The sequence below is a fragment of the Agrococcus sp. UYP33 genome, assembly GCF_054060915.1.
This window is the reverse complement of sequence record NZ_JBSSDR010000001.1, coordinates 222,579-244,030: the sequence shown is the minus strand read 5'-3', so window position 1 is coordinate 244,030 and position 21,452 is coordinate 222,579. Positions and strand designations below refer to the sequence as shown.

Sequence of the window (21,452 nt, the reverse complement as noted above, 5' to 3'; positions counted from 1 at the left end):
CATGGACAAGATCCGCACGCTGACCGGGCCGATCATCCCGCTCGAGCGATCGAACGTCGACACCGACCAGATCATCCCCGCGGTGTTCCTCAAGCGCGTCACGAAGACGGGCTACGACGACGCCCTCTTCCACTCGTGGCGCCAGGACCCCACGTTCGTGCTCAACCAGGAGCCCTACCGCCACGGCGGCGTGCTCGTCGTCGGTCACGACTTCGGCACCGGCTCGAGCCGCGAGCACGCCGTCTGGGCGCTGCGCGACTTCGGCATCACCGCCGTGCTGGGCCCGCGCTTCGGCGAGATCTTCCGCGGCAACGCGGGCAAGCAGGGGCTGCTCGTCGGGCAGATCTCCGAGAGCGCCATGGAGGCGCTCTGGGCGGTCGCGAAGGCGAACCCGGGCGAGCCCGTGACCGTCCACCTCGAGGCGCGCACCGCGACCGCGGGCGGCGTCACGCACGACTTCCAGATCGATGACTACACTCGCTGGCGCCTGCTCGAGGGCCTCGACGACATCGCCCTGACCCTCCGAGATGAGGACGCGATCACCGCGTTCGAAGCCAACCGACCGGCGTGGATGCCCACGACGCAGCCCGTCAGGGAAGGAACAGCGTGAACCTGACCGAGTTCTCGAAGAATGCCGGCGCAGCCGTCGGCATGAACGTCGACCGCATCACCGTGCGCGGCGGCAAGCCGCTCAACGGCCGCATCCAGATGAAGGGCGCGAAGAACCTCGTCACGAAGGCGATGGTCGCTGCGCTCCTGGGCGAGACGCCGAGCGAGCTGCGCAGCGTGCCCGAGATCAGCGACGTGCGCGTCGTGCAGGGCCTGCTCGAGCTCCACGGTGTCACCGTCGTGCGCGACGGCGACACGCTCACGCTCGACCCCGCGAACGTCCGCACGGCGCACGAGACGTCGATCAACGCGCACGCCGGCTCGAGCCGCATCCCGATCCTGTTCTGCGGGCCGCTGCTGCACCAGCTGGGCGAGGCGTTCATCCCCGACCTCGGCGGCTGCCACATCGGCGACCGCCCGATCGACTTCCACCTCGAGGTGCTGCGCAACTTCGGCGCCGTCGTCGAGAAGCTGCCGAGCGGCATCCGCATGTCGGCCCCGAACGGCCTGCACGGCGCGAAGATCGAGCTGCCCTACCCGTCGGTCGGCGCGACCGAGCAGGTGCTGCTGGGCGCCGTGCGCGCGAAGGGCCGCACCGAGCTCAAGAACGCCGCGGTCGAGCCCGAGATCATGGACCTCATCGCGATCCTGCAGAAGATGGGCGCCGAGATCCAGGTCGACACCGACCGCACGATCCGCGTCGAGGGCGTCGACCGCCTCTACGGCTACAGCCACACGGCGCTCTTCGACCGCAACGAGGCAGCCTCGTGGGCGTGCGCGGCGCTCGCGACCGGCGGCGACATCTTCCTCGAGGGCGCCCGCCAGCCCGAGATGACGACGTTCCTCAACGTCTACCGCAAGGCCGGCGGCCGCTTCGACATCCAGGACGACGGCATCCGCTTCTGGCACCCGGGTGGCGACCTCAAGCCGGTCGTGGTCGAGACGGATGTGCACCCCGGCTTCATGACCGACTGGCAGCAGCCGCTCGTGGTCGCGCTCGCGAAGGCGAACGGCATCTCGATCGTGCACGAGACGGTCTACGAGCAGCGCTTCGGCTTCACGGAGGCGCTCGTCGAGATGGGTGCGCGCATCCAGATCCACACCGACTGCCTCGGCAGCCACGCGTGCCGCTTCGGCGCGCGCAACTACCAGCACTCGGCCGTCATCGCGGGGCCGGTGCAGCTGCACGGCGCCGATGTCGTGGTGCCCGACCTGCGCGGCGGCTTCAGCCACCTCGTGGCCGCGCTCACCGCAGAGGGCACGAGCCGCATCTCGAACGTCGGGATCATCGCCCGCGGCTACGAGCGCTTCATCGAGAAGCTCGAGACGTTGGGCGCCGACTTCGACGTGGAGGGCTGATGGCGCTGCCCGGCAAGCCGCCGAGCGCGGAGCGGGTGCCGGTCTACCGCGGCCTCGCCGCGCTCGTGCTGCCTGCTGTCGCGGGCATGGCGAAGCTCGAGATCCGTGGGCATGAGCACGTGCCGGCGAAGGGCGCCTTCGTGCTCTCGCCGAACCACTACAGCGAGATCGACCCGATCATCATGGCCGTGGCGATCTACAAGTCGGGTCGCATCCCGCGCTTCATGGCCAAGGCGAGCCTGTTCAAGATCCCCGTGGTCGGACGCATCCTCGCGGCCGCCGGGCAGATTCCCGTCGAGCGCGCGGGTCGTGCAGCGCAGGGTGCGCCGATGGAGGCCGCGCGGCAGGTCGTGCGTGACGAGCTCGGCGTGATCATCTACCCCGAGGGCTCGCTCACGCGCGATCCCGGATTGTGGCCGATGCGGGGCAAGACCGGCGCGGTGCGCATGGCGCTCGAGGCCGGCGTGCCGCTCATCCCGGCGGCCCACTGGGGAACGCAGCACCTGATGCCGCGCTACGGGAAGACGATCCATCCCTTCCCGCGGAAGCGCATCGAGATCCTCTTCGGCCCGCCGATCGACCTGAGCGACTTCGCCGGGCGCACCGATCAGGCCGCGATGAACGAGGCGACCGACCGGCTCATGGCCGCGATCGCCGCCCTGCTCGGCGAGCTGCGCGGCGAGGTGCCGCCGCCCGAGCGGTGGAACCCGTCGGCAGCCGGCCAGTCGGAGATCGGGCGCTTCGAGGACGGCGACGACGGGCTGCCGCGTGGCTGACGTCGCGGTGCTGGGTGCCGGCAGCTGGGGCACCACCTTCGCGAAGACCCTCGCCGACGGCGGCGCCGACACGGTGCTGTGGGCGCGCCGACCCGAGGCCGCGCGCGAGATCGACGAGTCGCGCCGCAACACCCGCTACCTGCCCGGCATCACGCTGCCCGCGTCGCTCCACGCGACGAGCGACATCCGTGCCGCGCTCGAGGGCGCATCCCAGGTGTACCTCGCCGTGCCGAGCCAGCAGCTGCGCCAGCTGCTGCGCGAGCACGGCGACGCGATCGAGGCGGGCGCCCCGGTCGTGAGCCTCATGAAGGGCGTCGAGGCGGGCACGCGGCTGCGCATGAGCGAGGTCATCGCGCAGGAGCTGCGCATCGATCCCGAGCGCATCGCGGTCGTCTCCGGCCCGAACCTCGCGCTCGAGATCGCGCAGGAGCAGCCCACGGCCGCCGTCGTCTCGTCGACGAGCCCGACGACGGCCCGCGACGTCGCGAAGCGCGCGCGCAACGACTACTTCCACTCCTTCATCAACACCGACGTCATTGGGACCGAGTTCGGCGGCGTGCTGAAGAACCTCGTCGCGCTCGCGATCGGCATCGTCGACGGCGTCGGCTACGGCGAGAACACGAAGGCGTCGATCATCACGCGCGGACTTGCGGAGCTCACTGACTTCGCGGTGGCGCACGGCGCCGAGCGCGAGACCCTGCGCGGCCTCGCGGGCCTCGGCGACCTCATCGCGACGTGCGGCTCGCCGCTCTCGCGCAACTTCACCGCCGGCCGGCTGCTCGGCATGGGCTACTCGCGCACCGACGTGATCGCGCGCATGGAGCAGGTGGCCGAGGGCCTCGCATCCGTCGACCCGGTCGCCGAGCTCGCCGCCGCCCGCGGGGTGCGGATGCCGATCCTCGAGCAGGTGCGCCTCGTGCTCGACGGCGCCATGGACCCCCGCGACATCGCGCCGCACCTGACGACCGACGACGAGCCGATCGAGGAGTAGGACCGTGCACGACACCCAGCCTGGAGCCGCGCAGCGGATCCGCGTCGCCCTGCTGTTCGGCGGACGCTCGAGCGAGCACTCGATCTCGTGCGCGACCGCCGGCAGCGTGCTGCGGCACCTCGACCGCGAGCGCTTCGAGCCCATCGTCGTCGGCATCACGCCCGAGGGCGCGTGGACGCTCTGGGACGGCGACCCCGCCGACCTCACGCTCGAGGCGATGGCCGTCGTGGCCGACAACGGCTCTCGCGTGCGGCTGCCGCAGGTGGCGGGGGAGCGCGAGCTCACCGTGCAGGACGAGGCGGGCGAGCGCACGCTCACCGTCGACGTCGTGTTCCCGATCCTGCACGGGCCGTTCGGCGAGGACGGCACCCTGCAGGGCGCCCTCGAGCTCGCAGGCCTGCCCTACGTCGGCAACGGTGTGCTGGCGAGCGCCGTCGGCATGGACAAGCACTACACGAAGACGGTGCTCGAGCACGCGGGCATCCGCGTCGCCCCGTGGATGACCGTGTCGCGCGGCGACTGGCAGCGCGACCCGGACGCGGTGCGCGCGCGGCTCGGCGACTTCCCGATGCCGGTCTTCGTGAAGCCGGCGCGCGCCGGCTCGTCGGTCGGCGTCAGCCGCGTCGACTCGGTGCTCGACTTCGACCGCGCGATGGCCGTCGCGCTCGCGGAGGACTCGCGTGCCCTCGTCGAGGTGGGTGTGAGCGGCCGCGAGGTCGAGCTCGGCGTGCTCTCGGGCCGCGCCGGCGAGCTGCCGCGCGCATCGGTCCCGGGCGAGATCGAGCTCGACGAGGGTCGGTTCTACGACTTCGACCTCAAGTACCGCGGCGGTGACGGCGCCCGCATCGTCTGCCCGGCTCCCTTCGACGACGCGACGCTCGCCGCGCTGCAGGCGACCGCGGTGCGCGCGTTCGAGGCGATCGAGGGTGCGGGCCTCGCGCGCGTCGACTTCTTCGTCTCGCCCGAGCACGGCATCGTCGTGAACGAGATCAACACCATGCCGGGCTTCACGTCGATCTCGATGTTCCCGGTGCTGTGGGAGGCGACGGGCATCGCCTACGCCGACCTCATCACCGAGCTGATCGAGCTGGGGCTGCAGGAGGACCGGTAGCCCCGTGCTGCTGACGGTCGGCCACGGCAGGCTCGACGGCGACGCCCTCCGGGCGTTGCTGACGGATGCTGGGGTCGAGCTCGTCGTCGACATCCGGCGCTTCCCCGGCAGCCGCGCGAACCCGGCGGCGTCGCGCGACGCGATCGAGGCGGAGCTGGGCGCCGGCGGCATCCGCTGGCGCTGGGAGGAGCGGCTCGGCGGCCGCCGCAGGCTGAGCGCCGCCGACGACGCGGTCTCGCCCGACGGCTGGTGGCGCGTCGACGCGTTCCGTGCCTACGCCGCGTGGACGCGGTCGGCCGACTTCGTCGACGGGCTCACGTCGGTGCTCGACGACGCATCCCGCGTGCGCACGGCGGTGATGTGCTCGGAGGCGGTGTGGTGGCGGTGCCATCGCCGCGTCGTCGCGGACGTCGCGACGCTCCTGCACGGCGTCGAGGTGCAGCACCTCATGCACGACGGCACGCTGCGCCCGCATCCGCTGAGCGAGGCGGCGACCGCCGTCGACGGCGCCGTGCGATGGCCTGCGGACGCTAGCGCGGCTCCTCCGCCGGCGTGATCTCGGTCGCCGCCGCGCGGGCCGTCTCGTCCGCCGCACGCGCGGTGCTCCGGACGCGCGTGAGGGCCACGCCGCTCAGGCACACGAGCCCGCCGAGCAGCGCGAGCGGCGGCGGCACCTCGCCGAGCAGCACCCATGCCATGCCGGTCGCGAGCACGGGCACGAGGTAGGTGGTGATCGCGAGGCGGCCGGCGGGCATCCGCTTGAGGGCGTAGGCCCACGCGAGGAACGCGATCGCCGTCGGCACGACCCCGAGGTACACGACGCCGATCGTCGACGCGGCCGGCGCTGCCGCGAGCTGCGCGACGAGCGCGCCACCCCACGGGAGGCTGCCGACGACGCCGATCGCGACGCCGATGAGCGTGATCTGCAGGCCCGGCAGGGCGGCGAGCAGCGGCTTCTGCAGCAGCACCGCGATGGCGTAGGTGACCGCCGCGATGAGCGCGAGGACGACGCCGAGCAGGCTGAGCGAGCCGGTCGCGGTCGCCGCGCCGATGATCGCGATGCCGCCGAAGGCGACGATCGCGCCGATGATGAGCCAGCGCGGGAACCCCTCGCCGAGCAGCGTCCCGGCGACGAGCGCCACGATGAGCGGCGCGACGTTGACGAGCAGCGCCGCGGTGCCCGGGTCGAGCAGATGCTCCGCCGCGTTGAGGGCGAGGTTGTAGACGAGGAACCACAGGACGCCGAAGATGCCGAGCAGCAGCCACTGCCGGCCGCTGGGACGCACCCACGACCCGTGCACCGCCTGCGCGATGCCCAGCACGATCACCGCGACGGCGAGCCGGCCGAGCGTCAGCGCACCGGGGTCGAAGTCGTCGGCGACGGCGCGGATGACGACGAAGGCCGAGGCCCACGCCGCCAGTGCGATGGCGATCGCGACGACGACGGATGCTCGGGCGCGGAGCGGTGCTGCGGTCACCTCGTGAGCCTACGGTCGGCAGGTGACGGCCACGAGCGCCGTGGCCGCCGGTGTTCGGCAAGATCCCGCCAAGCGCGGCGGGCGCTGCGAGCAAGCGGCGGCCGCTGTCATCGAGCGGTCGCGGGCGCGACCAGCCAGTCGTCGACGTCGCCGCCCAGCCACGTGCGCAGCATCCCGTTGAAGCGGTCGACGTCCTCGACGTTCCAGACGTGGTGCATGCCGGGTGCGATGCGCGTCGCCGCCTGCGGCACGCTGCGCCGGAGGGCGGCGAGCGACCGGCGGATCACCTGCGGCTCGCGCTCGCCGGCGACCAGCAGCATCCGCCCCGGGTAGTCGGCGAGCCCCTCGGGGACGCCGCCGGCGTAGACCTCGGCGAGCATCGCCGCGGCGGTCTCGCGCCGGATCGAGACGCCGTGCTCGACGTAGGGCGCGTGCGAGTCGGCCGGCAGGCCGAAGGCGACCGCCTGCGCCTTCCAGAACCAGCGCCGGTGCCAGAGGGCGAGCTGCAGCGCGGAGGTCGCGCGCGCGGCGCCGCCGACCCGCAGCGCAGCGACGCCGCTCGCGAGCACCGACGTGACGAGGTCAGGGTGGCGGGCCGCGAGGTGCAGGGCGACGACACCGCCGAGCGAGAGGCCGACGACGTCGACGCCGCGGCCGCCGGCGAGGTCGCGGATGCGGTCGGCCAGGTCGTCGGCAGCGCCCGCGAGGCCGGGCCAGTCGTCCGCGATCCGCGCGCCGAAGCCGGGCAGGTGCGGTGTGAGCGCGAGCCGGTCGCCGAGGGCGCCGAGCTGCGGCTCCCACATCCAGTTGGCCACGTTGCCGCCGTGCAGCAGCACGACCGGGCGGTGCTCAGCGCCAGCCCCGACGCGGGGCGGGTGCACCTCGGGGAACGCGGTCATCGCAGCTGCTCCTCGAGCGCGTCGAGCCACGCGAGCTCGGTGCGCACGTGGCGGATGCCGTGGTCGAGGGTGGCGAGTCGCAGGCGCTGCCCGCGGTCCTCGGCGGGCAGCGTCGAGGCGCGGATGCCCTCGTAGACGGCGAGCTGCTCGAGCGCCGCCGCGCGGCGCCGCTCGACGAGTGCGACGACGTCTGCGTCGTCGAGCGCGTCGGCGACGAAGAGCCGCGCGAGGAAGGCCTCGCGCTCGGGCTGCCGGTCGAGGTCGGAGCGCAGCCACGCGACGAGCGCGGCGCGGCCGGCGTCGGTGAGGTGGTGCTCCTGGCGGTCGGGGGCGTTCGTGCCGGGCACCACGGTGACGCTCGCGAAGCCCTGCTCGACGAGCGCGGCGAGCGTGCGGTAGATCTGCGCCTTGTCGGCCGACCAGAGGTGTGTGACGGTCGAGTCGAAGTGGCGCTTGAGGTCGGCGCCGGTCATCGGCGCGATCGCGAGCAGGCCGAGGATGATGCGGGAGAGGATCACGGCGCTAGTCGACCATGCAACTAGTCGACATGTCAACTACCGCCTGCCGCTGGGTGTGGTCGGCGGCACCTGCGAGGATGCGGGCATGAGCGAGGATGCCGAGGCGACCCTGGTCCGCTACCTGCGCGTGCAGCGCGAGGCGCTGCGCTGGAAGCTCGAGGGGCTGTCGGAGCGGGAGGCCCGCATGCCGATGACCCCGACGGGCACGAACCTGCTCGGGCTCGTCAAGCACGTCGCGACGGTGGCGGCCGACTACTTCGGCGCGTGCGTCGGCCGTCCGTTCCCCGAGCACCTCGCCTGGGCCGACGACGACGCCGAGGACAACGCCGACATGTGGGCCGGGCCCGACGAGACGCGGGCGTCGGTGCTCGAGCTCTGGGACCGGGTCTGGGCGCATGCCGACGCATCGATCGACGAGCTGCCGCTCGATGCCCCAGCGCACGTGCCGTGGTGGGGACCGAACGCCGACACGACGCTGCATCGGCTGATCGTGCACATGATCGCTGAGGTCGCGCGGCACGCGGGCCACGCCGACATCGTGCGCGAGACGATCGACGGCGCCGCGGGCCTCCGCGATGGCGTCTCGAACCTGCCGGATCACGATGCGGCCTGGTGGGCGGACTACGTCGCGCGACTCCGCGCGACGGCCGAGGCGGCCGGCGACTGACGCCGCCGGCCGCTCGCGCGACTAGAGGCCGCGCGGGTTCTCGGGGTCGGAGCCCTCAGCGGGATCCGCCTTCGGGTGCTCCTTGGGATCCGTCTCGGACTCGGAGTCGCCCGTGAGCGCCTCCGCCTCGCCGGGGTCGCCGTAGCCGCCGGTCACGGCTTCGTCCTGGCTGGAGTGGTCGTGGCCGGGCTGCTGCTCTTGGCTCATGGTGATCCTCTCTCCGCGGGGCGTCGGCACCCCGCACGGCGACGCTACGCCGGGCGCCTGGACGCCCGCCACGCATCCGCCGGGTGCCGTGCGCGCCCGCAGAGCGAGGCGGATGCGTCAGGCGCTCACCGTCATGTGCCCGCGGGCCGCGTCGATGCGCTCGGCGGCGAGCGCCTCGGCGGCCTCGAGCGGCGTGATGCCGCGCTGCCGCGCGCTGGCGAACACGCCGCGGAGGGTGTCGCTGATGCCGGTGAGCCGCTCGGCGATCGCCGGCCACTGCATGCCGTCGGCCATGCCCTGCAGGTGGATGACGCCGCCCGCGTTGACCACGAAGTCGGGGGCGTAGACGATGCCGCGCTCCGCGAGCCGCGCGGCGCCGGAGTGCTCGGCGAGCGGGTTGTTCGCGGGGCCGACCACGGCACGCACGGGCAGCGCCTCGATCGCCTCCTCGGTGAGAATGCCGCCGAGGCCGGCCGGCACGAGCACGTCGGCCGGGGTGGTGAGGGCCTCGCCGGGCGCGATCCAGGTGGCGCCGAGGTCGTCGGCGAGCTGCTGCTTGCGGCCATCGATGTCGGTGAGGAAGAGCGTCGCGCCGTGGCCGGCGAGCATGCGCGCGAGGCGGCCGCCGACCTGGCCGAGGCCCGAGATCACGAAGGAGCGGGCGGCGATGTCCTCGGAGCCGAAGGCCTCCTCGAGCGTGGGCGCGATCGACGAGTAGACGCCGAGCGCGGTCGCGCCCGCGGGCTCGCCGGCGCCGCCGTTCTCAGCGGGCAGGCCGACGACGTGCTCGGTGCGCTCGCGCACGACGAGCATGTCGTGCTCGGTCGTGCCGACGTCCTCGGCGGTCCGGTAGCGCCCGTCGAGCGCCTCGACGAGGTCACCGAGGTCGAGGAGGGCGGCGCGGCGGCGGTCCGCGTCGATGTGCGTGCCCATCGGCAGCGCGATCACGGCCTTGCCGCCGCCCGCGTCGAGGCCGGCCGCGGCGTTCTTGAGCGTCATCGCGGACGAGAGCCGCAGCGCATCCGCCTGTCCATCCGCCCACGTCGGGTACGTCCACATCCGGCAGCCGCCGAGCGCCGGTCCCAGCACGCTCGAATGGAGGGCCACGGTGATGACGACGTCGCTCCTCGCTCCCATGGAGGTCAGGACGCGCTCGTGGGTGAACTCGGGGATGGCGCTCATGGCAGCTCGTTTCCATGCATGGCGCCGCGGATCTCACGGCGCTGTGAGGGTGGTGCCGCGGGTCGCGCGGCTGCTCAGATCATCGTCCGGATGCGCTGCCCGCGCAAGCCGGATCGTCGCCGCTGCGCATGGCGCGCAGGCAGCGCCCCGCGACGTCGGCTCGATTGCGCAGCTCGACACGACCCGGTGCGCGGTGGCGGCTCGCGTCAGCTGATCCGGAAGCCCGTGTCCCCACGCGGTTCGAGCTCGTCCACGTCGACGCGATCGACGCGCGCGGAGGAAGGACCGTGCCCCAACCACTCGGCCATGGCGGCCACCGCATCCGGCGCGCCCTCGACCTCCGCCTCGACGGTGCCGTCGAAGCGGTTGCGGGCGCTGCCCGCGACGCCGAGGCGCTCGGCCTCGGCGTTCGCGGCCCAGCGGAAGCCGACGCCCTGCACGCTGCCGTGCACGACGAATCGGCGTCGGATGCGGTCGGTCGTCAGCGCTGCTCCCGCGGCTGCTCCGCGTTGGGCTCGTCGCCGGCGTCCTGGACCTGCTGCGGCTGCTCGGCGTCGAAGCCCGTGGAACGGGTCTCCTCCGCGTGCTCGTGCGCCAGGCCGTCGCCGTGCACGGCCTCGCCGGTCTGCGGGTCGATGCCGGCCCCGGGCTGGCCCTCGCCCTCGTCGAACTCGTTGTGACGGGAGTCGAATGAGTCAGCGCCACCGGAGCCGGCGGGGGGTGCCTCCTGGTAGGTCTGGTCGGCCTCGCGGTTGTCGTGCTCGGGGGTCGTGTCCTGGCCGAGCGAGCCGTCGCCTCCGTTGGCGGCCTGCGAGACGTCGCGTCCGTCGTCCGGCTGGTCGGCGCCCTCGTAGACCGGGAGGCCCTCGCGGCTGTCGTGCGGGGGGTTGTCGTCGTTCGTGCCCATGATCGCTCCTCAACGTGCGCCGGGGCGGCGCTGGATCCACACGCTACGGCCGCTGCCTGTGGGTGGCCAGGGCGCCGGCCCCGCGTGCGGGCTCGCGCACCAACTCGCCCCTGGTGCGCGAGCGGATGCGGCGCGAGGATGCCCGCAGGAGGTGCCGAGATGGCGCAGTACACGGATGGCTTCAGCGGCTTCGCCGCACCCGACCTCGATGCGGCACGGACGTTCTACGGCGACGTGCTCGGGCTGGAGGTGGGGGAGGAGATGGGACAGCTCGCGCTCACCCTGCCCGGCGGCGCGAGGGTGTTCGTCTACCAGAAGGACGATCACCAGCCCGCGGTGTTCACGATCCTCAACCTCGTCGTGCCCGACATCACGTCCTCGATCGACGAGCTCGTCGGCAAGGGCGTGACGTTCGAGCGCTACGACGGCTTCGAGCAGGACGAGCGGGGCATCGCGAGCGGTTTGGGACCCGACATCGCGTGGTGCAGCGACCCCGCGGGCAACATCATCGCGGTGATCGGCGACGACGGCAGCAGCTGAGCCGGGTCGGTGGCGCTCGGGTCGCCGGTAGGCTGACCTGTTGTGGCACTCACGATCGGCATCGTCGGACTCCCCAACGTGGGCAAGTCGACCCTCTTCAACGCGCTCACCAAGAACACCGTGCTCGCGGCGAACTACCCGTTCGCCACGATCGAGCCGAACATCGGGGTGGTCGAGCTGCCGGACGAGCGCCTGACGCGCCTCGCCGAGATCCACGGCTCGCAGCGCATCCTGCCTGCCGCGGTGTCGTTCGTCGACATCGCCGGCATCGTGAAGGGCGCGAGCGAGGGTGAGGGGCTCGGCAACAAGTTCCTCGCCAACATCCGCGAGGCCGATGCGATCGCGCAGGTCGTGCGCGGCTTCGGCGACAGCGACGTCGTGCACGTCGAGGGTGCCGTCGACCCGTCCTCCGACATGGAGACGATCAACACCGAGCTCATGCTCGCCGACCTCCAGACGCTCGAGAAGGCGATCCCGCGCCTCGAGAAGGAGGTCAAGGGCAAGAAGGTCGACGCCTCCGTGCTCGCGGCCGCGGTCGAGGCGAACGAGATCCTCAACAGCGGCAGGACGCTGGGACAGGTCGGCTTCGACACGACGCCCATCAAGGAGCTCGGCCTCCTCACCGCCAAGCCCGTGCTGTTCGTCTTCAACGTCGACGAGGACGTGCTCTCGGATGCCGACAAGAAGGCGGAGCTCGCGGCGCTCGTCGCGCCCGCCAAGGCCGTCTTCCTCGACGCGAAGGTCGAGTCGGAGCTCGTCGACCTCGAGAAGGACGAGGCGCTCGAGCTGCTGCAGTCGCTCGGCCAGGAGGAGTCGGGCCTCGACCAGCTCGCCCGCATCGGCTTCGAGACGCTCGGCTTGCAGACCTACCTGACGGCCGGGCCGAAGGAATCGCGCGCCTGGACGATCCGCAAGGGCTGGACCGCCCCGCAGGCCGCCGGCGTCATCCACACCGACTTCGAGCGCGGCTTCATCAAGGCGGAGGTCGTCTCGTTCGCCGACCTGGACGCCGCGGGCTCGATGGCGGATGCGAAGGCCGCCGGCCGGGTTCGCATCGAGGGCAAGGACTACGTCATGGCCGACGGTGACGTCGTGGAGTTCCGCTTCAACGTGTGAGCGGGCGCGTCCGCGATCGGGCGAGCGTACCGTGGCTGCATGACGGAGCAGCAGCGCTACACAGTGGTATCCGCACACGTCGGCTACGAGGTGCGCGTGTATCCCGCGCATCTGCTCGCGCAGGTGGACGCCGCAGGGTCGTTCTTCGAGGCGGGCAATCGGGGCTTCGGCCCACTCATCCGCTACATCACCGCGTCGAACATCTCGATGACGGCACCCGTGATCCAGGCTCCTCGCGCAGAGAAGACGTACACCGTGAGCTTCGTGATGCCGGCCGGTGCCACGCGCATACCCGCTCCGACCGACGCCTCCGTCCGCACCGTCGAAGTCCCCGAGAGGCGAGTTGCCGCGCGAAGGTTCAGCGGTGGATCGAATGAGACGCGATATCAGCAGAACGCCGACGCACTCGTGGCTGCCCTTGCTCGGGATGGCAGAGCAGCAGAGGGACCGGTCTACTTCGCTCGTTACGACCCGCCCTGGAAGCCCGGATTCCTGAAGCGCAACGAGGCGCTCGTCGCGCTCGCGTGACGCGTCGAGCACGATGGGCCGCTGTCTGACGGCACCGCGCGACGTTCCGCTTCAGCGCTGCACATCGGCCGACACCCGTGCACATCGGCTCCGCACGATGTAACCTCACGAGCAGACCGGACATGTCTGGTCGAGGCGAGGGAGGCCCGCATGAACGCGCGAGGGAATGCAGCCGGTCCGAAGGTGCGGCCGCGAACTGTGGTCGTCCTGGTGCTGGCCGTCGCTGGCGGTCTCGTCTCATGCTCGTCGCTCGCGGTCTCGAGTGCCGTGACGCCACCCGCAGCTCCCGCGCCGTCGTCGACGCCGGACGCCGCTGAGGCGCTGCCGTCGGCGGACGTGGGCACCTGCCTGCTGCGCAACGCGATCGTGCCGATCGCTCCCGCCAATCTGGGCCACGAACCTCCTGCCAGCGCTGTGCTCGAGGTCGCGGCGAGGACGCTGCAGCACGACCTCCTGAACGCGCACGCCGCTGCAATCGCCACGGTCGATCGCACCACAGACGACAGCGGAGCCGTGACGGGACTGCGCGTCTCGCTCTCGCAGGGCTCGCAGTTCGACGCCGACGCGGCGGTCAGCGCGGCCGTCGCCGCCTTGCCTGCGATGTACTCGGATGCCGTGGCGTCCGCGCCGATCGAGATCGAGGAGAGCGAGTCGCCCGTGACGTTCGCAGATCTGTGCGATGGCATGCAGCGGATCATGGACGAGACGACGTCCGGCGGCGACCTGGTGTCCGTGGGCATCGACACCGCGGCTGGTCGGCTGGTGGTGGGCTCGCTGGGATCGCCCGAACCGGTCGTCGAGGAGGTGCGCTCGAGCCTGCAGGGAGCGCTCGACGTCGTGGCAGCCACCCGGGATGCGCCCGCGACGATGGAGTCCGAAGGCTGATGACGCGGGGCGCCGCCCTTGGTGCCCGCCCGCGCTTGCGGTCCTGCTTCCCCGTCTCCACGACCCGCGCGGGACCTTCGCTGCAACCGGTCGCTGCTCAGCGCAGCGGCGACACCCGCGCCTCTGACCGGACGCGCAGGATCGCCTCGATCTCCTCGCAGAGCTCGAGCTGCTGCTGGGCTCGGGGGTCGGAGCGCGGTGCGGTCACCGCGTTCTCGATCTGGTTGAGCAGCTCGCGCAGGCGCGCGGCCGCGTCTCCTGCTCCGAGCTCCCTCGTCTCTGCATTTGTCATGCGCTCGAACGTAGTCACGGGATGCGGGTGACGCTGGCGTGGCGCACCCCCGACGGCGTGTGCTGAGCAATCACCATGTTTGCGTTGAGGTGGGGAGTGCAGCCGTGAGGCTCCCGCCCGCCGAATCGGCCTCAGCGTGCGGCGGCCAGCTCGATGCCGGTCTGCTCTGCGAGCGAGGCGAGCAGCGCTTGCTGGAAGTCCACGTCGCCCACCGCCGGGTGCGTCTCCTGCACCTTCCGGTGATGCCAGTAGCGGCCGGGCGCGCGCGCCTCGTCGTCGGTGGTCGTCGCCAGCCAGACCTGTGTGACGTGCGCGAGGGCGAGGTCGTCGCTCGCGCCTGGGCCGCCCATCCTCGTCGGCACCCAGCCGGGATCGACGGCGTGGGCGACGACGTCCGGCCGCAGCCGGGCGACGGCGGCCATGAGCGCGGTGACGAACAGCTTCGAGTCGGAGTACGAGCGCGTTCCGGTCTCGCGGATCCAGTCGACGCCGGCGATGTCGGGGCGTCCGCCGCGATGCATGCCACTGCTGAGGTAGATGAGCCGCGACGCCGGGATGCCCGCGGTCATCACGTAGGGAGCCGTGACGTTGACCGGCAGCACCGGGCCGCGCAGCACGCCGGCGTTGTGGATGACCGTGTCGAACGGCCCGAGCGCGTTCGCCTGCTCGACCAGGTCGTGCACCTCTTCGAGGCGGCTCAGGTCGCCGACGATCGCCTCCGCACCTCGATCGACGAGGTTCGCGATGGCGTCCAGGCGTGACGTGGTGCGCGCATGCGGGACGACCCCGTGACCGGCGTCGAGGAGCGCCTCAGCGGTGGCGCGACCGACGCCGTCGGTGGAGCCCGTGACCAGGATGCGGTCCATGCCGTGCCCGCTATCGCTCGCTCGTCGGGCGGCGCCTGGAGCGCAGCCGCTGGTAGAGCGCGATGAGCCGCGGCACCACCACGTAGACGGCGAGCGGCACCACCACGAGCGTGAGGACGAAGGAGCGCAGGATCGGATGCCAGTCGACGGAGACCGGCGCCATGAGGCTCATGCCGATGGCGACGAGGGGGAAGATCGCCAGCCAGGTGATCACGGCCCGCGCGTGGACCGAGGGCGGTGCAAGCGTGGCGACGGGCGGGACGAAGGACGAACGGGTGGGTTCCATGATGCCTCCAACTGGATGGTTGGGTTGACCGTAGCACGATTTCCAACCGAGTGGTTGGCTTGTCGTAGGCTGGGGGCATGGCTTGGGATCCCGAACGGACGAAGCGACTCCTGCTCGACGCTGGCGTCGTGGAGTTCAGCGCCCACGGCCTCGCCGGCGCGCGCGTCGATCGGATCGCCACCGCCGCGGGGGTCAACAAGGAGCGGATCTACCAGTACTTCGGCAAGAAGCAGGAGTTCTTCGGCGCGGTCCTCACCCACCAGCTCGGGCTGATCGTCGACGCGGTGCCGATCCGCGGCACCGGGATGGACGCGATCGCCGACTACGCCGGCCGGCTCTTCGACTACCAGTGCGCCCACCCCGAGCTCGCGCGACTGACCTTCTGGGAGGGCCTCGAGCTGGGAACCCCCGTCGCGGAGGAGCATCGACGGGTGCGGTCGGTCGACAAGGTCGACCGCGTGCTCGCCGCGGTGCCGGAGCTCACGCGCGAGGAGGCGGAGGAGCTGCTGCTGACGATCCTCACATTGGCCGACGGTTGGCAGGCGCTGCCCAACCTGGATGTCCTGTACACGGGGGCGGCGCCCGGCGACGCGGCCCGGCTCGCTCGCCGGCGGTCGGTCATCACGACGATCGTCCGGAGCTGGGCACCGGCCGACGCCCCCAGCACGACCAGGGCTTCGGATCACATCGGCCAGGTGGGTGGCTCGGAGCCTGGAGTGAACGCGCCATAGGGCCAGTCGGGCTCGCGCAGACGATCGAGCGCCTCGCGGTGGGCCATGGCGGCACCGCGTTCGAGCTGCTCGAGCATGCCGCGCCGGCGGAGCTCCCGTCCGAGCCGGCGCAGCAGGTCCGCTGGGCACTCCTGACCGGAGATCACGATCGAGAGCGCGACGCTGAGCAGCTCGTCATCCGTCAGTCCGCCGAGCCCTCGCGCGTCCGGGTCGGTCACGACGAGCGGGTTCGGGTCCCACGGAGACGGTGTGCGCTTGGCCAGCGCTTCGAGCCAGTCGTAGTCGCCGTCGATGTCGAGCTGTCGGAGTCGCGGCAGCGCGAGGTCGAGCGGCAGATGTCGCTCGTCGGCGGGCAGCAGGCGCCGCAGCTGTGACTGCACGCTCTGCACCGAACGGCCCAGCTGACGCGCCAGGTCGACGACGTCCGAGTCGCTCCGGCACCCGCGCATGAGGTCGGTGTAGTCCTCCTCGGTCCAGGCCTTGCCGCGCCGGCTGGCGGGATCCACGAGGACGGGATGCTGCTGAGCGGTGCCATCGAAGTCGGTCATGGCCACACTCTGCGCCGAACGCCACGACGACGGGTGCGGGTCGAGCGCTCCTGTGGAGAACGTGCCTATCCTCATGACGTGTTCACCACGACCGCTGGAGCGTCTGGCCGCGCCGATCGGCCGACCCGCGTCAGCAGAGCGAGCTCGATCGCTGCCGTGGTCCTCCTGTGCGCTTCGCTCACGGGTTGCTACACGTCGTACCTGCCGCCGAGCGCTGACGAGTTCGCGCTCGAGAGGACGCTCACCAATCCCGAGATGCCGCTGCCCGAGGGCGCCGTCTCGTCGTTGCGCCTCGCGACCGCGGAGCTCTGCTCGGCCGCGATCCCGTGCGCCGAAGCGTGGGTCTCCGACCTCGGCACGTTCATCCGGTTCGACTCGATCGACGTGGCGACTGGATTCGCGAGCGGCGTGGACGACGCGGAGCAGGACCGCTACGTCGTCATCGACCTCAGTGGGCTGGAGCTGTCGGAGGACGATCGCCGTGATGTCGTCGGGACGGTCTTCGCGCAGCTGCCGCAGGACGGCGGCCCGTTCTCACTCTTCGGCATGTGACGCCGCGAGCGGTCGCGCCTCGCCAGGAGGGGGTGGCGCGGTCGCGACCTATGCTCAGGGCATGCGCGCACGCACCGTCGCCTCGCTCATCCTGATCGCCGCCGCACTCAGCGGCTGCGCGAGCGCGGTCGAGCCGGCACCGACGCCCGCTCCGACGGCGACGCCCGTCGCCGAGATCATCTCGAACTGCTGGCTCAACCACGCCGACATCGGGGTGCCCGATGGCTCAGAGGAGATCTGGGAGGCGGCCTATGCAGCGGATGTGGGCGATGGTGCGTTCGTCGGCGAGCGGCCATGGATGGAGTGGATGCCCTCGGACGGCGTCAAGATCGAAGCGTTCGTCGGCGTCTGCCGCGAGCAGCCGATGTCGCGCGACGAGCTGATCGAGGCGGCCACGGCCATCGCCGTGTCGATCGAAGCCCATGGCGCGGGAGCGCCGCTCGAGCGGCTCAACGTTCGCGCACTGCACCTCGGCGACCGCGGTGAGCTCGTCGACGGGCCTCGTGTCGTCACCTCCTTCCAGCTCCATGCGTGGTCACCCGACGCCGCGATCGATCCGGCGCGCTGGGAGTGACGGGGCAATCCGCCGAGATCTGCGCCCGCCGCATCACCGCGCCCTGGATTCCCACAGCCCGGCACGACAGTCTGCAGGCATGACGAATCCGACCGCCGCGATGCTCGTGATCGGGGACGAGATCCTGTCCGGGCGCACCCGCGAGGCGAACGCGCACCACCTGGCCGGCCGGCTCGGGCGAGCCGGCATCGACCTGCGTGAGATCCGCGTCGTGCCCGACGACCACGCCGTGATCGTCGATGCGCTGAACGCGCTGCGTGCGCGGCATACGCACGTGTTCACCTCGGGTGGCATCGGCCCGACGCACGACGACATCACGGCGGACGCTGTCGCCGCTGCGTTCGGCGTGGGCATCGACGTGCGCGACGACGCCCGCGCGGACCTGCAGGCCGCGGTCGGGTCAGGGCGGACGCTCACGGCGGAGCATCTGCGGATGGCGCGCATCCCGCACGGCGCCGAGCTCATCGCCAATCGCATCAGCGGTGCCCCCGGCTTCAGCGTCGAGAACGTGCACGTCATGGCGGGTGTCCCGTCGATCTTCGTCGCGATGCTCGACGCGCTGCTGCCGAGCCTCGAGGCAGGGCTGCCGGTCCTGTCCGGCGAGCTGCGCTTCGAGGTGGGGGAGGGTCGGATCGCCGCGCCGCTGCGCGAGCTCGCTGAGGCGATGCCCGAGCTGAGCATCGGGTCGTACCCCTTCAGCGACGGCTCCGGCTACGGCACGAACATCGTCGTCCGCGGCACCGATCAGGCGGCGATCGACCGCGCGATCGAGCGGCTCACGGCGATCCGCCGCTCGGTCGGCTGAGCGGTCTCGACTCCGGCTCAGCGGGAGCACGAGAGACTGGCGCACATGGATGCACCCGAGCGCTGGCCGCACAACGCCGGGCTCGAGCGCGTCCGCGTCCGCGGCGCCCGCGAGCACAACCTGCGGAGCGTCGACCTCGACATCCCCCGCGATGCGCTCGTCGCGTTCACCGGCATCTCCGGCTCCGGCAAGAGCTCGCTCGCGTTCGGCACGATCTACGCCGAGTCGCAGCGCCGCTACTTCGAGTCGGTCGCGCCCTATGCGCGACGCCTCATGAGCCAAGTCGGGAGCCCCGACGTCGACTCGATCGAAGGGCTGCCGCCGGCGGTCGCGCTCCCGCAGCAGCGGTCGGGCGGCTCGGCGCGCTCCACCGTCGGGAGCGCCACCACGATCGCGAACGTGCTCCGGATGCTCTACTCCCGCGTCGGCACGTACCCGGAGGGAGCGCCGATGCTCCTCGCCGAGGACTTCTCCATGAACACCGTGCAGGGCGCATGTCCCACGTGCCACGGGCTCGGGCGCGTGCACGACGTGCCGGAGGCGCTGATGGTGCCGGACGACTCGCTCACCATCCGGGAGGGCGCGCTCGCCGCGTGGCCGACCGCGTGGCACGGCAAGCAGCTGCGCGACAGCCTCATCTCCCTCGGCTACGACATCGACATCCCTTGGCGGGACGTGCCTCGCGAGCAGCGTGAGTGGGTGCTCTTCACCGAGGAGTCGCCGCAGGTGCCGGTGTTCACGGATCGCGGGCCGGCGGAGGTGCGGAAGGCCGTCGCCGAGGGCGTCGAGCCGCGGTACATGAGCACGTTCCAGGGCGTCCGGAGCTTCGTGCTGGGCACCTTCGCGAACTCGAAGAGCGCCCGGATGCGGGAGCGCGCGGCATCGTTCATGGTGAGCGTCCGCTGCCCCGAGTGCGGGGGCAGGAGGCTGAAGCCCGAGGCGCTCGCGGTGACGTTCGAGGGGCGCGACATCATCGAGCTCGCCGCCATGCCGCTCGACGACGTCGCCGTGGTGCTCCGCGCGGTCCTCGAGCCCGACTGGACGCCGCGCGCCGCGTCCGGCGCGCCCGCCCCGGAGCAGCTGCTCGCAGCGAGGCGGCTCGTCACCGACGTGCTCGCACGCCTGTCGCCCATCATCGATCTCGGGCTCGGCTCGCTCTCGCTCGACCGGGCCACCTCGACGCTGTCGTCCGGCGAGCTGCAGCGGATGCGGCTCGCGACGCAGGTGCTCTCGCAGCTCTTCGGCGTCGTCTTCGTGCTCGACGAGCCGTCGGCCGGCCTGCATCCGGCCGACACGGAGTCGCTCCTCCGCATCCTGACCACCCTGCGCGACACCGGCAACACCGTCTACTTCGTCGAGCACTCGCTCGACGTGATCCGGCAGGCCGACTGGATCGTCGACATCGGGCCTGGTGCCGGCGCCGAGGGCGGCGACGTGATCTACAGCGGCGAGCTCGACGGGTTGCGCGACGAGAGGGGCTCGGTGACGCGTCGCTACCTCTTCGAGGCGCCGCACGCCGAGCGCGACCCGCGCTCGCGGCGAACCGGCGACGACCGCGTCGAGCTCATCGACGTCTCGCGCCACAATGTGCACGACCTCACCGTCGCGTTCCCGCTCGGGGCGCTCACCGCGGTCACGGGCGTTTCCGGCTCGGGCAAGTCCACGCTCGTGGTGCAGGCGCTGCCGGAGCTGCTGCAGGCGAGCCTCGCCGCCGAGGTCGACGAGCACGCATCCGGAGCCGACGAGCGGCCCGCGGCGCCCGAGGATCCGCTGGCGCAGGGCACGGTCTCGGTCACGACCGGCCGAGCGCGGGGCCCGAAGGAGCGTCTGCGGCGCATCGTGCAGGTGAGCCAGAAGCCGATCGGCCGCACGTCGCGGTCGAACGTCGCCACCTACACGGGGCTCTTCGACCGCGTCCGAGCGCTGTTCGCGGCGACACCGGAGGCTCGCAGTCGCCGCTACAGCGCGAGCCGGTTCTCCTTCAACGTGGCCGCCGGCCGCTGCCCGACGTGCAAGGGCGAGGGGACCATGGAGGTGGAGCTGCTCTTCCTGCCGACGGTCCACGCGCCCTGCGCCACCTGCGGGGGCAGCCGCTACAACCGGGAGACGCTCGAGGTCAAGCTCGACGGACGCACGATCGCCGACGTCCTCGGCATGAGCGTCAGCGATGCGCGCGCGTGGTTCACCGACGCCGAGGTGCATCGCCACCTCGACGCCCTGATCGACGTCGGGCTCGGCTACGTCGCGCTCGGGCAGCCGGCGACGCAGCTCTCCGGGGGAGAGGCGCAGCGGGTGAAGCTCGCATCCGAGCTGCGGCGAGGCCAACGCGGCGACACCCTCTACCTGCTCGACGAGCCCACGTCCGGCCTGCACGCTGCCGACGCCGACCGGCTGCTGGCGCACCTGCACGACCTCGTCGACGGCGGCAGCACCGTGATCATGGTCGAGCACGACATGCGGGTCGTGGCCGAGGCCGACTGGGTGATCGATCTCGGACCGGGCTCCGGGGATGCGGGCGGCACCGTCGTCGCGGAGGGCACGCCCGAGCACGTCGCGGGGGTCGACGCGAGCCGGACGGCGCCGTATCTTGCTTCAGCGCTGCAGCGCCTGGCCGCGCCTGCCTGACGGCTCACTCGGCGTGCTGGAGCTCGATGCCGCCATGCCCGACACCTCGTCGGTCACCATCGAGACGGCGGCGAGGCGGCACGCGAGCGACTGAGCGTCACGCGATCGGGGGAGGCTGCATGGACGCGGATGTCGTCGTGATCGGGGCGGGTCTCGCCGGGCTGCAGCGCGCTCGGCGACTCGAGGCCGGCGGCCGGTCGGTGGTGGTCCTCGAGGCGGAGGACGCGGTCGGCGGCCAGATGCGCACCGACGTGATCGACGGCTTCCCGACGCCGTCGGACTGCCCAGGCGCCCGGGCCGTTCCGCCGAGGTCCGCTCCGGGCGGGGAGCGCGGCGCGTGCTCGTCACGGGCGACGACCGCGAGACGGCATCGATCCAGGGAGCGCTCGTCGCTGGTGAT

Annotated in this window: 27 protein-coding genes and 1 pseudogene; 17 read left to right on the top strand and 11 right to left on the bottom strand. The window is 72.0% G+C overall.

Annotated features, from left to right (window positions below; genetic code table 11):
• The first annotated feature begins 1 nt into the window (after position 1).
• The 6 genes from leuD to ACVWW9_RS01140 are packed head-to-tail and all read left to right on the top strand — an operon-like array spanning position 2 to position 5,402.
• Positions 2–610, top strand: a complete 609-nt coding sequence (gene leuD / locus ACVWW9_RS01165; protein WP_456514058.1) for a 3-isopropylmalate dehydratase small subunit — start codon at positions 2–4, stop codon at positions 608–610.
• Positions 611–651: 41 nt separating this feature from the next.
• On the top strand, positions 652–1,968 hold the full coding sequence (gene murA / locus ACVWW9_RS01160) for a UDP-N-acetylglucosamine 1-carboxyvinyltransferase (protein ID WP_123698353.1): 1,317 nt from the start codon (positions 652–654) through the stop codon (positions 1,966–1,968).
• Positions 1,968–2,744, top strand: coding sequence for a lysophospholipid acyltransferase family protein (locus ACVWW9_RS01155; protein ID WP_123695912.1), 777 nt, complete (start codon positions 1,968–1,970; stop codon positions 2,742–2,744). Before murA ends, ACVWW9_RS01155 begins: the two co-directional genes overlap by 1 nt.
• Positions 2,737–3,735: an NAD(P)H-dependent glycerol-3-phosphate dehydrogenase gene (locus ACVWW9_RS01150; RefSeq protein WP_245989678.1), complete on the top strand. Its 999-nt coding sequence runs from the start codon at positions 2,737–2,739 to the stop codon at positions 3,733–3,735. Before ACVWW9_RS01155 ends, ACVWW9_RS01150 begins: the two co-directional genes overlap by 8 nt.
• A gap of 4 nt (positions 3,736–3,739) precedes the next feature.
• Positions 3,740–4,846, top strand: a complete 1,107-nt coding sequence (locus ACVWW9_RS01145) for a D-alanine--D-alanine ligase family protein (protein WP_456514057.1) — start codon at positions 3,740–3,742, stop codon at positions 4,844–4,846.
• Between the two features lie 4 nt (positions 4,847–4,850).
• Positions 4,851–5,402 carry a DUF488 domain-containing protein gene (locus tag ACVWW9_RS01140; protein WP_456514056.1) on the top strand — a complete coding sequence of 184 codons (552 nt, stop codon included), beginning with the start codon at positions 4,851–4,853 and terminating at the stop codon, positions 5,400–5,402.
• Here ACVWW9_RS01140 and ACVWW9_RS01135 read toward each other — a convergent pair.
• The 3 genes from ACVWW9_RS01135 to ACVWW9_RS01125 form a co-directional block, all read right to left on the bottom strand.
• A complete protein-coding gene (locus tag ACVWW9_RS01135; protein WP_456514055.1) occupies positions 5,377–6,324 on the bottom strand; it encodes a DMT family transporter in 948 nt (315 codons plus the stop codon). The genes ACVWW9_RS01140 and ACVWW9_RS01135 overlap by 26 nt on opposite strands.
• 107 nt (positions 6,325–6,431) lie before the next feature.
• The gene (locus ACVWW9_RS01130) at positions 6,432–7,223 is read right to left on the bottom strand and encodes an alpha/beta fold hydrolase (protein WP_456514054.1); all 792 of its coding nucleotides are present in this window, start codon (positions 7,221–7,223) and stop codon (positions 6,432–6,434) included.
• On the bottom strand, positions 7,220–7,741 hold the full coding sequence (locus tag ACVWW9_RS01125; protein WP_456514053.1) for a PadR family transcriptional regulator: 522 nt from the start codon (positions 7,739–7,741) through the stop codon (positions 7,220–7,222). Before ACVWW9_RS01125 ends, ACVWW9_RS01130 begins: the two co-directional genes overlap by 4 nt.
• A gap of 85 nt (positions 7,742–7,826) precedes the next feature.
• On the opposite strand from ACVWW9_RS01125, the gene ACVWW9_RS01120 reads away from it, so the two are divergent.
• Complete coding sequence (locus ACVWW9_RS01120; protein ID WP_456514052.1) at positions 7,827–8,408, top strand: DinB family protein; 582 nt, start codon at positions 7,827–7,829, stop codon at positions 8,406–8,408.
• Positions 8,409–8,429: 21 nt separating this feature from the next.
• Here ACVWW9_RS01120 and ACVWW9_RS01115 read toward each other — a convergent pair whose 3' ends face one another.
• The 4 genes from ACVWW9_RS01115 to ACVWW9_RS01100 form a co-directional block, all read right to left on the bottom strand.
• Positions 8,430–8,615: a hypothetical protein gene (locus ACVWW9_RS01115; protein WP_456514051.1), complete on the bottom strand. Its 186-nt coding sequence runs from the start codon at positions 8,613–8,615 to the stop codon at positions 8,430–8,432.
• 117 nt (positions 8,616–8,732) lie between these two features.
• Positions 8,733–9,797 (bottom strand): Glu/Leu/Phe/Val dehydrogenase dimerization domain-containing protein, encoded by a 1,065-nt coding sequence (locus tag ACVWW9_RS01110; protein WP_456514050.1) that lies wholly within the window; start codon positions 9,795–9,797, stop codon positions 8,733–8,735.
• 206 nt (positions 9,798–10,003) lie between these two features.
• Positions 10,004–10,249, bottom strand: coding sequence for an acylphosphatase (locus ACVWW9_RS01105; protein WP_456514049.1), 246 nt, complete (start codon positions 10,247–10,249; stop codon positions 10,004–10,006).
• A 29-nt stretch (positions 10,250–10,278) separates the two neighbouring features.
• Complete coding sequence (locus tag ACVWW9_RS01100) at positions 10,279–10,704, bottom strand: hypothetical protein (protein ID WP_123695903.1); 426 nt, start codon at positions 10,702–10,704, stop codon at positions 10,279–10,281.
• A gap of 159 nt (positions 10,705–10,863) precedes the next feature.
• Between ACVWW9_RS01100 and ACVWW9_RS01095 the strand changes: the two genes are divergently transcribed.
• The 4 genes from ACVWW9_RS01095 to ACVWW9_RS01080 all read left to right on the top strand — a co-directional run bounded on the left by ACVWW9_RS01095 (position 10,864) and on the right by ACVWW9_RS01080 (position 13,773).
• Complete coding sequence (locus ACVWW9_RS01095; RefSeq protein ID WP_456514048.1) at positions 10,864–11,244, top strand: VOC family protein; 381 nt, start codon at positions 10,864–10,866, stop codon at positions 11,242–11,244.
• Positions 11,245–11,286: 42 nt separating this feature from the next.
• Complete coding sequence (gene ychF / locus ACVWW9_RS01090) at positions 11,287–12,360, top strand: redox-regulated ATPase YchF (protein WP_456514047.1); 1,074 nt, start codon at positions 11,287–11,289, stop codon at positions 12,358–12,360.
• A 39-nt stretch (positions 12,361–12,399) separates the two neighbouring features.
• Entirely contained in the window at positions 12,400–12,888 is a 489-nt protein-coding gene (locus ACVWW9_RS01085; protein WP_456514046.1) for an SOUL family heme-binding protein, read from the top strand.
• Between the two features lie 267 nt (positions 12,889–13,155).
• The gene (locus ACVWW9_RS01080; protein WP_456514045.1) at positions 13,156–13,773 is read left to right on the top strand and encodes a hypothetical protein; all 618 of its coding nucleotides are present in this window, start codon (positions 13,156–13,158) and stop codon (positions 13,771–13,773) included.
• Between the two features lie 97 nt (positions 13,774–13,870).
• Here ACVWW9_RS01080 and ACVWW9_RS01075 read toward each other — a convergent pair whose 3' ends face one another.
• The 3 genes from ACVWW9_RS01075 to ACVWW9_RS01065 all read right to left on the bottom strand — a co-directional run bounded on the left by ACVWW9_RS01075 (position 13,871) and on the right by ACVWW9_RS01065 (position 15,145).
• A complete protein-coding gene (locus ACVWW9_RS01075) occupies positions 13,871–14,065 on the bottom strand; it encodes a hypothetical protein (protein ID WP_456514044.1) in 195 nt (64 codons plus the stop codon).
• Positions 14,066–14,196: 131 nt separating this feature from the next.
• Entirely contained in the window at positions 14,197–14,931 is a 735-nt protein-coding gene (locus tag ACVWW9_RS01070; RefSeq protein ID WP_456514043.1) for an SDR family NAD(P)-dependent oxidoreductase, read from the bottom strand.
• Between the two features lie 10 nt (positions 14,932–14,941).
• Complete coding sequence (locus ACVWW9_RS01065) at positions 14,942–15,145, bottom strand: hypothetical protein (protein ID WP_456514042.1); 204 nt, start codon at positions 15,143–15,145, stop codon at positions 14,942–14,944.
• A 149-nt stretch (positions 15,146–15,294) separates the two neighbouring features.
• Between ACVWW9_RS01065 and ACVWW9_RS01060 the strand changes: the two genes are divergently transcribed.
• Positions 15,295–15,948, top strand: a complete 654-nt coding sequence (locus ACVWW9_RS01060; protein ID WP_456514041.1) for a TetR family transcriptional regulator — start codon at positions 15,295–15,297, stop codon at positions 15,946–15,948.
• Here the strand turns inward: ACVWW9_RS01060 and ACVWW9_RS01055 are convergent.
• The gene (locus ACVWW9_RS01055; RefSeq protein ID WP_456514040.1) at positions 15,900–16,496 is read right to left on the bottom strand and encodes a hypothetical protein; all 597 of its coding nucleotides are present in this window, start codon (positions 16,494–16,496) and stop codon (positions 15,900–15,902) included. The genes ACVWW9_RS01060 and ACVWW9_RS01055 overlap by 49 nt on opposite strands.
• Positions 16,497–16,574: 78 nt before the next feature.
• Between ACVWW9_RS01055 and ACVWW9_RS01050 the strand changes: the two genes are divergently transcribed.
• The 5 genes and pseudogenes from ACVWW9_RS01050 to ACVWW9_RS01030 form a co-directional block, all read left to right on the top strand.
• On the top strand, positions 16,575–17,048 hold the full coding sequence (locus ACVWW9_RS01050; RefSeq protein WP_456514039.1) for a hypothetical protein: 474 nt from the start codon (positions 16,575–16,577) through the stop codon (positions 17,046–17,048).
• 61 nt (positions 17,049–17,109) lie between these two features.
• Positions 17,110–17,622, top strand: a complete 513-nt coding sequence (locus ACVWW9_RS01045; protein WP_354259556.1) for a hypothetical protein — start codon at positions 17,110–17,112, stop codon at positions 17,620–17,622.
• A gap of 79 nt (positions 17,623–17,701) precedes the next feature.
• A complete protein-coding gene (locus ACVWW9_RS01040) occupies positions 17,702–18,427 on the top strand; it encodes a competence/damage-inducible protein A (RefSeq protein ID WP_456514038.1) in 726 nt (241 codons plus the stop codon).
• A gap of 45 nt (positions 18,428–18,472) precedes the next feature.
• Entirely contained in the window at positions 18,473–21,052 is a 2,580-nt protein-coding gene (locus tag ACVWW9_RS01035; protein WP_456514037.1) for an excinuclease ABC subunit A, read from the top strand.
• 119 nt (positions 21,053–21,171) lie between these two features.
• Positions 21,172–21,318, top strand: a pseudogene (locus tag ACVWW9_RS01030) (FAD-dependent oxidoreductase); the annotation flags it as partial.
• Positions 21,319–21,452 lie beyond the last annotated feature (134 nt).